At 72.0% G+C, this 14028-nt stretch carries 13 protein-coding genes; 8 read left to right on the forward strand and 5 right to left on the reverse strand.

From position 1 onward, the window contains the following. Positions 1 to 2076 (reverse strand): DEAD/DEAH box helicase (locus AC07C1_RS17325; RefSeq protein WP_478939823.1); only part of this gene is annotated, 2076 nt, incomplete at its 3' end. A 505-nt stretch (positions 2077 to 2581) separates the two neighbouring features. Between AC07C1_RS17325 and AC07C1_RS17330 the strand changes: the two genes are divergently transcribed. Continuing rightward, positions 2582 to 3328: a ferritin-like fold-containing protein gene (locus AC07C1_RS17330; protein ID WP_478939825.1), complete on the forward strand. Its 747-nt coding sequence runs from the start codon at positions 2582 to 2584 to the stop codon at positions 3326 to 3328. 125 nt (positions 3329 to 3453) lie between these two features. Here the strand turns inward: AC07C1_RS17330 and AC07C1_RS17335 are convergent, their stop codons facing one another. From AC07C1_RS17335 to AC07C1_RS17350, 4 genes are all read right to left on the reverse strand, one after another. Further along, on the reverse strand, positions 3454 to 3726 hold the full coding sequence (locus tag AC07C1_RS17335) for a hypothetical protein (RefSeq protein WP_478939826.1): 273 nt from the start codon (positions 3724 to 3726) through the stop codon (positions 3454 to 3456). A gap of 170 nt (positions 3727 to 3896) precedes the next feature. Then, positions 3897 to 4124, reverse strand: coding sequence for a DUF3107 domain-containing protein (locus AC07C1_RS17340; RefSeq protein ID WP_478939828.1), 228 nt, complete (start codon positions 4122 to 4124; stop codon positions 3897 to 3899). Between the two features lie 134 nt (positions 4125 to 4258). Further along, positions 4259 to 4900, reverse strand: coding sequence for a TetR/AcrR family transcriptional regulator (locus AC07C1_RS17345; RefSeq protein WP_393277113.1), 642 nt, complete (start codon positions 4898 to 4900; stop codon positions 4259 to 4261). A 165-nt stretch (positions 4901 to 5065) separates the two neighbouring features. After that, complete coding sequence (locus AC07C1_RS17350) at positions 5066 to 5290, reverse strand: hypothetical protein (RefSeq protein ID WP_478939830.1); 225 nt, start codon at positions 5288 to 5290, stop codon at positions 5066 to 5068. A gap of 266 nt (positions 5291 to 5556) precedes the next feature. On the opposite strand from AC07C1_RS17350, the gene AC07C1_RS17355 reads away from it, so the two are divergent. The 7 genes from AC07C1_RS17355 to AC07C1_RS17385 all read left to right on the forward strand — a co-directional run bounded on the left by AC07C1_RS17355 (position 5557) and on the right by AC07C1_RS17385 (position 13810). Then, complete coding sequence (locus tag AC07C1_RS17355; protein ID WP_478939832.1) at positions 5557 to 6612, forward strand: alpha/beta fold hydrolase; 1056 nt, start codon at positions 5557 to 5559, stop codon at positions 6610 to 6612. Between the two features lie 8 nt (positions 6613 to 6620). Beyond that, entirely contained in the window at positions 6621 to 8021 is a 1401-nt protein-coding gene (locus AC07C1_RS17360) for a DUF3152 domain-containing protein (RefSeq protein WP_478939834.1), read from the forward strand. Between the two features lie 56 nt (positions 8022 to 8077). Beyond that, the gene (locus AC07C1_RS17365) at positions 8078 to 8173 is read left to right on the forward strand and encodes an Ms4533A family Cys-rich leader peptide (RefSeq protein WP_478939835.1); all 96 of its coding nucleotides are present in this window, start codon (positions 8078 to 8080) and stop codon (positions 8171 to 8173) included. Positions 8174 to 8351: 178 nt separating this feature from the next. Continuing rightward, a complete protein-coding gene (locus AC07C1_RS17370; RefSeq protein ID WP_478939837.1) occupies positions 8352 to 10070 on the forward strand; it encodes an ABC transporter substrate-binding protein in 1719 nt (572 codons plus the stop codon). A 4-nt stretch (positions 10071 to 10074) separates the two neighbouring features. Continuing rightward, positions 10075 to 11190, forward strand: a complete 1116-nt coding sequence (locus AC07C1_RS17375) for an ABC transporter permease (protein ID WP_478939838.1) — start codon at positions 10075 to 10077, stop codon at positions 11188 to 11190. After that, a complete protein-coding gene (locus AC07C1_RS17380; protein WP_478939840.1) occupies positions 11187 to 12185 on the forward strand; it encodes an ABC transporter permease in 999 nt (332 codons plus the stop codon). Before AC07C1_RS17375 ends, AC07C1_RS17380 begins: the two co-directional genes overlap by 4 nt. Beyond that, positions 12182 to 13810 carry a dipeptide ABC transporter ATP-binding protein gene (locus AC07C1_RS17385; protein WP_478939841.1) on the forward strand — a complete coding sequence of 543 codons (1629 nt, stop codon included), beginning with the start codon at positions 12182 to 12184 and terminating at the stop codon, positions 13808 to 13810. Before AC07C1_RS17380 ends, AC07C1_RS17385 begins: the two co-directional genes overlap by 4 nt. Positions 13811 to 14028 lie beyond the last annotated feature (218 nt).

Below are 14028 nucleotides of genomic sequence, written 5' to 3' on the forward strand. Positions count from 1 at the left end.
GGCCGCGTCCACCGTGGTGGCAGCGGTCTTCCGGGCCCGGCGCGGCTTGGCTTCCGTGCCTTCGGCCGTGTCCGCCGCGGCCTCGGCGGCTGCCGTGGTCTTGCGGGTACGCTGCGGCTTGGTCGCCGGGGCGGCTTCCTCAGCGGACGTGGACGCGCCCGTGGCCTCGGTGGGCGCGGCCTCCGGGGCCGGCTCCGCTGCCTTACGGGTACGGCGGCGCGGCTTGGCCTCCGTGGCCTCCGCGGTGTCCAGCGCGGCCTCCGCCGCGGCGGCCGGCTCGGCCGTCTTGCGGGTACGGCGGCGCGGCTTGGCCTCCGTGGCCTCCGCGGTGTCCAGCGCGGCCTCCGCCGCGGCGGCCGGCTCGGCCGTCTTGCGGGTGCGACGGCGCGGCTTGGCCTCGGTGGCCTCCGCGGTGTCCAGCGCGGCCGCGGGCACCGACTCGGTCACCGGCTCGGCGGCCGGGCTGTCCGCCACCGTGGGCTCGACGTCCGGGACCGTCGCCTGCTGCTCCGCGGACTTGCGGGTGCGGCGGCGGCGCGGCTTCTCCGGAGTCTCGAGCGCGGCAGGGGCCTCCACCGACTCGACGGCGGCCTCGGGGGTCACGGGTGCCGTGACGGCCGTCAGGGCCTCCGCCGGCGTTCCGCCGCGCGTGCGACGGCGACGGCGCGGCGTACGGGCCGCCTGCGGCTCCTCGGTGCCGGACTCGGTGCCGGACTCGGCGGCCGGTGCGGGCGCCGTGGCGGCGGTGGCGTCCAGCGGGGAGCCGCCACGCATACGGCGGCGACGGCGCGGCGTACGGGCCGGACGCTCGCGCTCGGCCGTGGCGGGCTCGGCGCGGCCGGCGCGGCCGCCCCGGTCACCGCGTCCGCGAGCGCCACGCCCGCCGGTCTCGCCCAGGTCCTCCAGCTCCTCCGCGTGCAGACCGGCGCGGGTCCGCTCGGAGCGCGGCAGGGTGCCCTTGGTGCCCGCGGGGATGCCGAGGTCGGAGAACAGGTGCGGAGAACTCGAGTACGTCTCCACCGGGTCGTTGAAGTCCAGCTCCAGCGCCTTGTTGATCAGCTGCCAGCGCGGGATGTCGTCCCAGTCGACGAACGTGATCGCCGTACCCTTCGCGCCCGCGCGGCCCGTACGGCCGACGCGGTGCAGGTACGTCTTCTCGTCCTCGGGGGACTGGTAGTTGATGACGTGGGTGACGCCCTCGACGTCGATGCCGCGCGCGGCGACGTCGGTGCAGACGAGGACGTCGACCTTGCCGTTGCGGAAGGCCCGCAGGGCCTGCTCACGGGCGCCCTGGCCGAGGTCGCCGTGGACCGCGCCCGAAGCGAAGCCACGGGTCTGCAGCTGCTCGGCGATGTCGGCGGCCGTCCGCTTGGTGCGGCAGAAGATCATCGCGAGTCCGCGGCCGTCGGCCTGCAGGATGCGGGCGATCATCTCCGGCTTGTCCATGGAGTGCGCGCGGTAGATGAACTGCTTGATGTTCGCGACCGTCACGCCCTCGTCGTCCGGCGCGGTGGCGCGGATGTGCGTGGGCTGCGACATGTAGCGGCGCGCGAGGCCGATGACCGCGCCCGGCATGGTCGCCGAGAACAGCATGGTCTGGCGCTTGGCCGGAAGCAGGTTCATGATCTTCTCGACGTCGGGCAGGAAGCCCAGGTCGAGCATCTCGTCGGCCTCGTCGAGAACCAGGCTCTTGATGTGGTTCAGGTTCAGCTTCTTCTGGCCCGCGAGGTCCAGCAGCCGGCCCGGGGTGCCGACGATCACGTCGACGCCCTTCTTCAGGGCCTCGACCTGGGGCTCGTAGGCCCGGCCGCCGTAGATCGCCAGCACGCGCACGTTACGGACCTTGCCGGCCGTCAGCAGGTCGTTGGTGACCTGGGTGCACAGCTCGCGCGTGGGGACCACGACCAGCGCCTGCGGGGCGTCGGTGAGGGCTTCGGGGGTGGCGCGTCCGGCCTCCACGTCGGCGGGAACGGTGACGCGCTCGAGGAGCGGGAGGCCGAAGCCCAGCGTCTTGCCGGTGCCGGTCTTGGCCTGGCCGATGACGTCCGTGCCGGAAAGGGCGACGGGGAGCGTCATCTCCTGGATGGGGAAAGGGTTGATGATGCCGACGGCTTCCAGGGCCTCGGCAGTCTCGGGAAGGATCCCAAGGTCACGAAACGTGGTAGTCAGGGTTATGCCTCTTCTGTGTGGTGCGGTGCGAGGCGAGCGCGGGGGGTCTTTGACGGACCGTGCCGGGGACGTCGGCTGCCATACGGGCGAACCACTCGGGCCAGCCGTAAAGCACGGGACCTCTGCCGACGCTCTAGCGCTCGTACCGCTGAGGGTGTCCCTCCGGTCGTCGTACGGACTGAGTCGTACGGCCAGGGAGGGCTGTCAGGTCGGAGCCGATCGGGCCACCGACCGGGCATCCTCATGCATGCGCCCTGTCGGACACGTCGAGCAGCGTCGACGCACTCAGCAGGCGCATTACCACCATACCCCGGATTCACGCACATGTGATGGCCGAATTCGTCACGTAGTCGTGGTCACAGTGGTTGACCAGGGGCTTCCTGGGGGCGCCGAGCGGGCTATTGTGCGCCTCATGACTAGCTCTGACAAGCCTGAGAACGCGTCCGCCGCCTCCGCCGAACCGACCGGTGTCGCCGCCCAGGACTGGGCGCAGGCCTCCGTCGAACCGCAGTACCGCGCCGCGGTCGTGGACCTGCTCGGAGCGCTCGCGTACGGGGAGCTGGCGGCGTTCGAGCGGCTGGCGGAGGACGCCAAGCTGGCGCCGACCCTCGCGGACAAGGCGGAGCTGGCGAAGATGGCCTCGGCCGAGTTCCACCACTTCGAGCGGCTGCGGAACCGGCTGACCGAGATCGGCGAGGAGCCGACGGCCGCCATGGACCCGTTCGTCGCCGCGCTCGACGGTTTCCACCGGCAGACGGCGCCCTCGGACTGGCTGGAGGGCCTGGTCAAGGCGTACGTCGGCGACTCGATCGCGAGCGACTTCTACCGGGAGGTCGCGGCCCGCCTGGACTCCGACACGCGTGAGCTGGTGCTCGCCGTGCTCGACGACACCGGGCACGCCGGGTTCGCGGTGGAGAAGGTACGGGCCGCGATCGACGCCGACCCGCGCGTGGGCGGCCGGCTGGCGCTGTGGGCGCGGCGGCTGATGGGGGAGGCGCTGTCGCAGTCGCAGCGGGTGGTCGCCGACCGGGACGCGCTGTCCACCATGCTCGTCGGCGGTGTGGCCGACGGGTTCGATCTCGCGGAGGTCGGGAAGATGTTCTCGCGGATCACCGAGGCGCACACCAAGCGGATGGCTGCGCTGGGCCTCGCGGCCTGAGTGCCGGGCGCGCTCCGCGGGGGACGGTCGTGGAAATCGCGCGGCCGCGGGTGCGCGGCCGCCTGTTCGCGCCGTTCCCCGCGCCCCGGGGGCGTTGCCGCCCGCGTCTTCCCGAAGGTGCCGTGCTACGCGGTCGCTGATCGTCGGCGCAGGTGGCGGCCCGTGGGGCGCAGGAGCAGGGACAGGGACGCCGCCGAGACGATCGCGGCGCCGAGGAAGCTCGGCAGGGTGCTGCCCGGGTCCAGGGCGCTGTGGGTGACGAAGTCGCCGAACAGTGCTCCGGCCACGCCCGTCGAGTACACCAGCGGGCGGGCCGGCAGCCGGTGCGACAGACGGTGCGCCGCCGCCCACGCGAGCACCAGACCGAGCACAGCGGAGCCGAGTGCTTCCAGGATCATCGAGAGGTCCCTCCCACGGCCGGTCTGCCCTTGACGGTCCTAGCCCGTCCTACCCGTGACCTGCGGATTGCAATCCTCCGCTGTGGAGGAGTTGTGCTCCGCCTGTGTGAGCACCGCACGCGGAAGGGCCCGGCGGCACATGGCCGCCGGGCCCTTCTCACGACGTCGGCCTACAGCGTGCCGAAACCCACCTTGCGCACGGTCGGCTCGCCGATCTCCACGTACGCCAGGCGGTCCGTCGGCACCAGGACCTTGCGGCCCTTCTCGTCCTCGAGGCTCAGCAGCTGCGTCTTTCCGGCCAGCGCCTCCGACACCGCGCGCTCGACCTCCTCGACGCTCAGACCGCTCTCCAGAACGATCTCGCGGGGCGCGTGCTGCACGCCGATCTTGACCTCCACGGCTATGTCCCTCCGACGGTCAGTGATGTGCGCGATCTTCCGCGCCGTACGCTGCACACATTAGCCCGGTGAGGGGACGTACATGCTGCGGGCCGGAACGCCAACAGCGAACACCCCACGGGAACAGACGTCCGTCAGTGGTGCTCGCTGCCGTGCAGCGGGAAGCCGGCGATGCCCCGCCAGGCCAGCGAGGTCAGCAACTGCACCGCCTGGTCGCGCGGCACGCTGCGGTCGCTGTGCAGCCAGGAGCGGGCCACGACCTGGGCGAGGCCGCCGAGGCCGGAGGCGAGCAGCATCGACTCCGCGCGCGACAGGCCCGTGTCCTCGGCGATGACGTCGCAGATCGCCTCGGCGCACTCGGTGGTGACCTTGTCGACGCGCTCGCGCACCGCCGGCTCGTTCGTCAGGTCCGACTCGAAGACCAGCCGGAAGGCACCGCCGTCGTCCTCGACGTACGCGAAGTAGGCGTCCATCGTCGCCCGCACCCGCTGCTTGTTGTCGGTCGTCGAGGCGAGCGCGCTGCGCACGGACTGGATCAGCGACTCGCAGTGCTGGTCCAGCAGGGCGAGGTAGAGGTCGAGCTTGCCGGGGAAGTGCTGGTAGAGCACCGGCTTGCTGACACCCGCCCGCTCGGCGATGTCGTCCATCGCGGCAGCGTGGTAGCCCTGTGCGACGAAGACCTCCTGGGCGGCGCCCAGCAGCTGGTTCCGTCGGGCTCGGCGCGGCAGGCGGGTGCCACGCGGGCGTGCTGCCTCAGTTTGCTCGATGGCTGTCACGCCGCCTCCCAGAGTCGTCCACATGCGGTGTCGGCCGCGCGGCCATCGTACTTTTCGGTAACCGTGGTGTGCGCGGTGCGAGCGCAGAATTTCACGTACCGGACGGCCGCGAAAGCCGCAGGGCGCTCCTGACGTGCCCCGCTGCGGTCGGAGGGGCCCGCGGGGTCAGCGGTAGTCGTCCTCGTCCAGTGAGACGACGCGGGCCTGTTCGACCATGTCGGCCACGTTCGCGCGGTCAGGGTCCACTCCCGTCAGGGGGTCGTCGCGGTCCGGCGCGATGTCCGTGTGCTGCTCGGCAGCGTCCCCCTCGGGGGCCTCGACGTCGATCTCCGGTGCCGAGTCGGCCTCCAGGTCCTCGATCACGTCGGGTTCGGTGGGGTCATAGGTCATGGTGGGCTCCCTTCCTATGAACGTCCCTGGATGCAGCAGGGGCCACACGCGGGTGCCCTCTGTCCGAGCCTAGGAGACAGCTGATCCGGACGCCATGCCTTTGCGCCCGTTCGCTGTCCGGTTCACCAGTCGCGCACGGTTCACACGCTTTCCGGGTCTCTTGTCGTGCTCGATCCGTGCTTCGTGCCGGCGCACCCGTGGCCTACGGCTCACGCTGTGATGGCGAACACATGAATCTCGGCGTGATCACCTCGTAACATTGCCGCATGTCTTCGACCGAGTCGCCGTCCGTGTCGGCCGCCAGTGTGCTTCCCAGGGTGGCACCCGTCCGGGTCGGCGAGGGCGAGCGGCTGCGGTCCGTGGGCCTGCCCGGAGTCACCCTGTCGATCCGTTCCCGGCGCCCCGCGCGTGAGGGTCTGCCGCCCGCGCTGTACGTCCACGGGCTGGGCGGTTCCTCGCAGAACTGGTCCACGTTGATGGCCGAGCTGGACGGCGTCGTCGACAGCGAGGCCGTCGACCTGCCGGGCTTCGGCGACTCCCCGCCACCGGACGACGGCGACTACTCCGTCACCGGGCACGCGCGCGCGGTGATCCGTTGTCTCGACGCGGCCGGCCGCGGCCCGGTCCACCTCTTCGGCAACTCGCTCGGCGGCGCGGTCGCCACGCGCGTGGCCGCCGTACGTCCCGACCTCGTCCGCACGCTCACACTGGTCTCGCCCGCACTGCCCGAGCTGCGCATCCAGCGCACCGCGGTCCCGACGGGGCTGCTCAGCGTGCCGGGCGTCGCCGCTCTCTTCACCAGGTTCACCCGGGGTTGGACGGCCGAGCAGCGGGTGTGGGGGGTCACGGCGCTCTGCTACGGCGACCCCGGGCGGGTGTCGCCGGAGGCGTTCCGGCACGCCGTGGAGGAGCTGGAACGGCGGTTGCGGCTGCCGTATTTCTGGGACGCGATGACGCGTTCCGCGCGGGGGATCGTCAACGCCTACACGCTCGGCGGCCAGCACGGGCTGTGGCGCCAGGCCGAGCGGGTCCTCGCGCCGACCCTGTTGATCTACGGCGGCCGGGACCAGCTGGTCGGCTTCCGGATGGCCCGCAAGGCCACCCGCGCCTTCCGTGACTCCCGTCTGCTGTGCCTGCCGGACGCCGGACACGTGGCGATGATGGAGTACCCGGACGTGGTGGCCGGGGCGGTCCGGGAACTCCTGGCGGGGGTGGGCGACTTGGACGAGCGCGACGTGGGCGGCCACGACTCGCGCGGGCCCGCGGGCACCGGTCCGCGCGGCGCCACCGAGGACGTCACGGCCACAGGCGCGGGGAGCTGAGGGGCGGGGTGGGACGCCACAGCCGCCGCGGACCGGCTCCGAAGGACGACTCCGCGGACATAGCCGCACGGCGGGCGGAGCAGCGGGGCGCGCACTCCGGCGACCGCCCGGACATACCGGCCCAGAGGGGTGGGCCGGGGGCCGTGCCGCCGTACCCCGAGGGCGCCGCCCCGGGTACGACGAGGGGATCCGCTGTCCCGGGCGGTCCGGCTGCTCCGGGGGCTTCGCAAGCGTCGCGTCTCGTCGAGGGCACCCCCGCGCGCGGTGTGCCCCGTCTCCCTGACGGTGACTCCGCCCGTGGTGGGCACCCCGAGCAGCGGGAAGCGGGCGGTGGCTGGGGTGCGTTCAGCGGGTCGTCCGGACGCGGTGCGGGGCCCGGTGCCGTGCTGCCTCGACAGCGGCAGGCGGGGCCCGGTGACGGTCCCGGGCGGCGGCCCGGTCCCCGGCAGGACTACCTGGACGCCTTCGAAGGCGCGAGCGACGGCACCGAGGACGCGGACGTCTTCGGGCCCCGCTCGGATCGGGGACGTCGTGACGAGGAGGCACCGGCCACCGGGGAACAGCGGACCGACGCCCGCCCGGCGGACGGCGTCCGGCTGCCCGCGCAGCGCGGTGGCGGCAAGGGGCGGGCCTTCGCCGGTATCGCGGCGGCGGCCGTCACCACCGTGCTCGCGGTGATCGTCGCCGGACAGGTGACCGGGGGGCGGGACGGCGACGCCGCGCAGTCGCACTCCGGCACCGACACCGGCCAGGCCCCTGACGCGCGCGCTCCCGGCGTGGCAGCCTCCGCCTCGCCGGGCGCGGTGACGTTGACGTACGCGCAGAAGATGGGCAAGAAGTACCCGCTCGGTGCCACGCTGAAGGGCTCGGGGAAGTTCGACGCGGTGCCCGGCTTCGACAAGGCCCCCGGTACGGGGCAGAAGTACCGGTACCGGGTGGATGTCGAGCAGGGGCTCGGACTGGACGGCGCGCTGTTCGCCGAGGCCGTGCAGAAGACCCTGAACGACGACCGCAGTTGGAGCCACGGCGGCGCCCGTACCTTCGAGCGCATCTCGTCCGGCAAGCCCGACTTCGTGATCACGCTGGCCAGTCCGGGCACCACCGCCGCATGGTGTGCCAAGTCCGGCCTGGACACCACGGAGGACAACGTCTCCTGCGACTCGGCCGCCACCGAACGCGTGATGATCAACGCCTACCGGTGGGCCCAGGGCAGCAAGACATACGGGGACAAAATCCACCCGTACCGGCAGATGCTCATCAATCACGAGGTCGGCCACCGGCTCGGCCACGGCCATGTGACGTGCCAGAAGGACGGCGAACCGGCTCCGGTCATGCAGCAGCAGACCAAGTTCCTCGACCACGACGGAATCCACTGCCTGCCCAACCCCTGGCCCTATCCCAGGAGTTGACGGGCGCCGCTCATGTCACATTGACATGAGCCGTATGTTCGTTCATATTTCTGCGCATGTGGTCCAGTCATGCCGTCTGCGACAGCGCCGCCATCGAGCTGGCGCTCATCGGCGTGACCGCACTCTGCGTGGCCGACATCGACTGTCGCTGACGCCGCCTCCCTGGCGTTCGCGTCGCGACCTTCCCTCTCTTTCCTCCGTGACCGTGTCACGGGGTTTTTCGACGACCCGGCGCCGGGGCCCACGTCTGTTCGCAGCCGTCTCACTCCTCGTCCGTCTGTCTCACTTTTCGAGAAATCCTCGATCAGCCCCCGAGAGGTCGTCATTCCGATGCGTCAACCGTCCCTCACAGCGCGCCGCGTGGCAGCGGCATCCGTCAGCCTGGTCGTGGCAGCGGGCGCCGCCGCCTGCGGCCCGAAGGACAACGATGCCAAGGGTTCCGGTGGCGACTCCGCGCCCCGCAAGGGCGGCACGCTCACGGTGCTGAACTCCGAGCCGCAGACCGACTTCGACCCCGCCCGCCTCTACACCTCCGGCGGCGGAAACGTCCCTTCGCTCGTCTTTCGCACCCTCACCACGCGCAACCGCGAGAACGGCGAGGCCGGCGCCAAGGTCGTCCCGGACCTCGCCACCGACACCGGACGCCCCGACAAGGGCGCGACCGTGTGGACGTACACCCTGAAGAAGGGCCTCAAGTACGAGGACGGCACCCCGATCACCTCGGCCGACATCAAGTACGGCATCGAGCGCTCCTTCGCCCCCGAACTCTCCGGCGGCGCTCCCTACCTGAGGGACTGGCTGGTCGGCGCCGCGGACTACCAGGGCCCGTACAAGGACAAGAAGGGGCTTTCCGCGATCGAGACGCCGGACTCCCGGACCATCGTCTTCCACCTGAACAAGCCCGAGGGCGAGTTCCCGTACCTCGCCACGCAGACACAGTTCGCCCCGGTCCCCAAGGGCAAGGACACGGGCACCAAGTACGAGTCGCACCCGATCTCGTCCGGCCCGTACAGGGTCGTCAAGAACGAGAACGACGGTGAGCACGTCGTCATGGAGCGCAACCCGCACTGGTCCACGGCCGTCGACGCCGAGCGCAAGGCCTACCCGGACGCGATCGACGTCCGCTCCGGCCTCGACTCCTCCGTGATCAACCAGCGGCTGTCCGCGTCCCAGGGAGCGGACGCCGCCGCGGTCACCACGGACACCAACCTCGGCCCGGCCGAACTGGCCAAGGTCACCGGCGACAAGGAGCTGGCCGCGCGCGTGGGCACCGGCCACTTCGGCTACACGAACTACATCGCCTTCAACCCGACCGTGAAGCCGTTCGACAACCCCAAGGTCCGGCAGGCGATCTCCTACGCCATCGACCGGTCGTCGGTGGTCAACGCGGCCGGCGGCAGCGCGCTCGCCGAGCCCGCCACCACCTTCCTGCCCGACCAGAAGTCCTTCGGCTACACGCCCTACGACCCGTTCCCGGCGGGCGAGTCCGGCAACGCGGCCAAGGCCAGGCAGCTGCTGGCGCAGGCGGGTCACAAGAACGGGCTCACCATCACGCTGACGCACTCCAACAACAAGGACTTCGAGACCAGCCCGGAGATCGCGACCGCCGTCCAGGACGCGCTCAAGAAGGCCGGCATCACGGTCAGGCTGCAGGGCCTCGAGGACAACGACTACCGGGACAAGATCCACAGCGTGAAGACCGAGCCCGGCTTCTTCCTCGCCCACTGGGGTGCCGACTGGCCCTCCGGCGGCCCCTTCCTCGCCCCGATCTTCGACGGCCGGCAGATCGTCAAGGACGGGGCGAACTTCAACACGGGCCTGCTGAACGACAAGTCGGTCAATGCCGAGATCGACGCGATCAACAAGTTGACCGACCTCGACGCGGCCGCCGGGCGGTGGGGTGCGCTGGACCGGAAGATCGGCGAGAAGGCCCTGGTCGTGCCGCTGTTCCACCCGGTCTACAAGCGCCTGTACGGCAAGGACGTCAAGAACGTCGTCATCAGCGACTGGACCGGCGTCCTGGACATCTCCCAGGTCGCGGTGAAGTGACGTCGTGAGCGAGGCACTTGTCGCCGTCGAGACCGCCGGGACGGACACCTCCGTCCCGGCGGTCTCGGGGGCCCGTAAGTTCCGGCGGCGGCTGCGGGCGCAGCGCGCCGCCCTGGTAGCCGCGGCCGTCGTCGCGCTGCTCGTCCTGATCGCGCTCGCCGCGCCGCTGCTCACCGCCGTGGAGGGCCAGGACGCCACCACATACCACCCCGCCCTGATCGACTCCGCGCGCGGAGGCGTGCCCGTCGGCTCCTTCGGCGGCATCAGCGCCGATCACTGGCTGGGCGTCGAACCCCAGACCGGCCGTGACATGTTCGCCCGGCTCGTGTACGGGGCGCGGGTGTCGCTGGGGGTGTCGCTGGGTGCCACGGTGGCGCAGGTGATCCTCGGCGTCGCCATGGGCGTGGCGGCCGGGCTCGGCAACCGCTGGGTCGACGCGGTCCTGAGCCGCATCACCGACATCTTCGTCGCGCTGCCGCTGATGGTCATGGCGCTCGCGCTGCTGGCCATCGTGCCCAGCGGCTTCCCGCGGCCCGTCCTCGTTGCCCTGATCATCGCGCTGGTCTCCGGCTGGAGCACCACGGCGAAGATGGTGCGCGCGCAGACGCTCACCCTGAAGAACCTCGACTACGTCGCCGCGTCCCGGCTCAGCGGCTGGAGCATCGGGCGGACCGCCGTACGCGAACTCCTCCCGGGCCTCGCCGCACCGGTCATCACCTACGCCGCGCTGCTGATCCCGCAGAACATCAGCGCCGAGGCGGCCCTGTCCTTCCTCGGCGTCGGCGTGAAGCCGCCCACGCCGTCCTGGGGGCAGATGCTGACCTCCGCCGACGTCTGGTACCAGGCGGCCCCGCAGTACCTGCTGCTGCCGGCCCTCGCCCTGTTCGTCACCGTGTTCGCGATGACCGTCCTCGGCGACGGCGTCCGCGTGGCCCTGGACCCGCGCGCGGCCTCGCGCCTGCGCGTCGGCACCGGCCGCAAGCGGGAGGCCCGCGCGGAGACGGCCGCACCGGGCGTCGCACCGGGTGCCGCTGTGGGGACCGTACCGGGCCCCGCCGTACCGAGCCCCGCTTCGGACGCCGTACCGGGCCCCGGACCGAAGAAGGAGGACCGGGCGTGAACGGCTTCACCGGCTTCGTCCTGCGCCGTGCCGTCGGCGCCGTCGTCACCCTGTTCGCCCTCTCGGTGATCATCTACGTCGTCTTCTACGTCACCCCCGGCAACGTCGCCCAGATCACCTGCGGCCCGCGCTGCTCCCCGGCCCAGGTCCACCAGGTGGCGGAGCAACTCCACCTCGACGACCCGCTGTACGTGCGTTACTGGCACTTCCTGCAGGGGCTCTTCGTGGGCCAGGACTTCTCGACCGGCACGTCCGTGGAGCACTGCCCGGCCCCCTGCCTCGGCCAGTCGTACCAGACCGGCCGGCAGGTCACCGACGTCATCCTGACCAAGCTGCCGGTCAGCTTCTCGCTGGTGGCCGGCGCCATGGTGATCTGGCTGCTGCTGGGTGTCGGCACCGGAGTGCTGTCCGCGTGGCGGCGCGGCCGGCTCACCGAGCGTGTGCTGACCGCGATCACCCTGGCGGGCACGGCCACCCCCGTCTTCGTCATCGGCCTGATCCTGATGATCGTCGTCTGCGGCGAACTGCGGCTGCTGCCCTTCCCGCAGTACGTGAACTTCACCGACGACCCCGAACAATGGGCGTGGAACCTGCTGCTGCCCTGGCTCTCCCTCGCCCTCATCGAAGCCGCCAACTTCGCCCGGCTGACCCGGGCGTCGATGCTGGAGACGCTGGCCGAGGACCACATCCGCACGTTCCGCGCGTACGGCGTCGGAGAGCGTGCGGTGATAGCCCGGCACGCGCTGCGCGGCGCGACGGCGTCCGTCATCGCGCTCAACGCGGTCACCTTCGGCTCGGCCGTCGGCGGCGCCGTCCTCACCGAGACCCTCTTCGGCCTGCCCGGCATCGGCCAGGAGCTGGTGCACGCGGTGAAGGTCGTCGACCTGCCGGTGGTCGTCGGCATGGTCCTGGTCATCGGCTTCTTCGTGGTTCTCGCCAACGCCGTCGCGGACGTGCTGTACGCGGTGGCCGACCGACGGGTGGTACTCCTGTGAGCCTGGTGGAAGTCACGGACCTGACCGTCGAGTTCGGCTCCCTGCGGGCCGTGGACGGTCTCTCCTTCAGCCTGGCGAAGGGCGCCGCGCTGGCCCTCGTCGGCGAGTCCGGCTCCGGGAAGTCCACGGTCGCGGGCGCCCTGCTGGGCCTGCACCGGGGCACCGGAGCCCGGGTCGGCGGCTCGGTCCGCGTCGCCGGCGTCTCCGTCCAGGAGGCCTCCGACGAGGAGCTGCGGCGGCTGCGCGGCGCGAAGGCCGCCATGGTCTTCCAGGACCCGCTGTCCTCGCTCGACCCGTACTACGCGATCGGCGACCAGATCGCCGAGGTCCATCGCGTCCACACGCGCGTGTCGCGCCGCGCCGCACGCGCGCGTGCCGTGGAGGTGCTCGAGAGGGTTGGCATTCCGGATGCCGTACGGCGATCCCGGTCCCGCCCGCACGAGTTCAGCGGAGGCATGCGCCAGCGCGCCCTCATCGCCATGGCCCTCGCCTGCGAACCGGACGTGCTGATCGCCGACGAGCCCACCACCGCCCTCGACGTCACCGTCCAGGCCCAGATCCTCGACCTGCTGCACACACTGCGCGCGGAGACCGGCATGGGCCTGCTGCTCGTCACCCACGACGTGGGCGTCGCCGCCGAGAGCGCGGACGACGTCCTCGTGATGCGGCACGGCAGGGCCGTCGAGCACGGCCCGGTCGGCACGGTCCTCGCCGCGCCCGCCCAGGCGTACACCCGCGAACTCCTCGCCGCCGTCCCCCGCGTGGACGCCCGCCGGACCGGCTCCCAGGCCGCCGCGGAGGTCGTGCTGGAGGCGGCCGGCGTGCGGCGCGAGTTCGGGCGGGGCAAGCGGAGGTTCGCCGCCGTGGACGACGTCTCGCTGGCCGTCCGCCGCGGCGAGACCCTCGGCGTGGTCGGGGAGAGCGGGAGCGGCAAGACCACGCTCGGCCGCATGCTGGTGGGGCTGCTGGAGCCGACCGCGGGCGAGATCCGCTTCGAAGGGCGCCCGCAGACCGGCGTGGACCCGGCCGTCCAGATGGTCTTCCAGGACCCCGTCTCCTCCCTCAACCCCCGCCGCAGTGTCGGGGAGTCCATCGCCGACCCGCTCCGCGCGCGTGGCATGGGGTTCCCCTCGCGCGAGCGAAACCGGGCGTGGGGGAGGGACGAGGAGCGCATCCGGGGGCGCGTGACGGAACTGCTGGAGCGGGTGGGGCTCGAACGGGCGCACTACGACCGCTACCCGCACGAGTTCAGCGGCGGGCAGCGCCAGCGCATCGGCATCGCCCGGGCCCTCGCCGCCGACCCGCGCGTCATCGTCTGCGACGAGCCCGTCTCCGCGCTCGACGTCACCACGCAGGCCCAGGTGGTCGCCCTGCTCGGCGAACTGCAGCGGGAACTCGGCCTCGCACTGGTCTTCATCGCGCACGACCTCGCTGTCGTCCGCCAGGTCAGCGACCGGGTCGCGGTGATGCGCCGCGGCCGGCTCGTGGAGTACGGGCCGGCCGACGAGGTGTACGACAGCCCGCGCGAGGCGTACACCAGGCAACTCCTGGCCGCCGTACCCGCGCTCGACCCGGAGCTGGCGGCCCGGCGGCGCGCGGCCCGGCGTGAAGCCGCCATGGCGTAACGTTTCGTGAAGAGTTGATCACTGCCTGAACTCTTAGCGCGGTGGAACGCGATCCGCACGCGAAAGTTACGACCGTTCACCCCTTTTGGTGGTGGGGCGGGCCCCCCCCCCCCCCCCCCCCCCCCCCCCCCCGGCCCCCCCGCGCCCCCCCCCCCCCCCCGCCCCCCCGCGCCCCGCCCCCCCCCGGGGGGGGGGGGGGCGGGGGGGCGACGCCGCGG

It is taken from the genome of Streptomyces sp. NPDC045022, from assembly GCF_056432605.1.

What these genes read in the sequence shown, in the direction of transcription:
- AC07C1_RS17355 (WP_478939832.1), top strand. Translation starts at nt 5,557, where the DNA reads ATGTCTTCGACCGAGTCGCCGTCCGTGTCGGCCGCCAGTGTGCTTCCC.
- AC07C1_RS17330 (WP_478939825.1), top strand. Translation starts at nt 2,582, where the DNA reads ATGACTAGCTCTGACAAGCCTGAGAACGCGTCCGCCGCCTCCGCCGAA.
- AC07C1_RS17370 (WP_478939837.1), top strand. Translation starts at nt 8,352, where the DNA reads ATGCGTCAACCGTCCCTCACAGCGCGCCGCGTGGCAGCGGCATCCGTC.
- AC07C1_RS17335 (WP_478939826.1), bottom strand. Translation starts at nt 3,726, where the DNA reads ATGATCCTGGAAGCACTCGGCTCCGCTGTGCTCGGTCTGGTGCTCGCG.
- AC07C1_RS17350 (WP_478939830.1), bottom strand. Translation starts at nt 5,290, where the DNA reads ATGACCTATGACCCCACCGAACCCGACGTGATCGAGGACCTGGAGGCC.
- AC07C1_RS17365 (WP_478939835.1), top strand. Translation starts at nt 8,078, where the DNA reads ATGTGGTCCAGTCATGCCGTCTGCGACAGCGCCGCCATCGAGCTGGCG.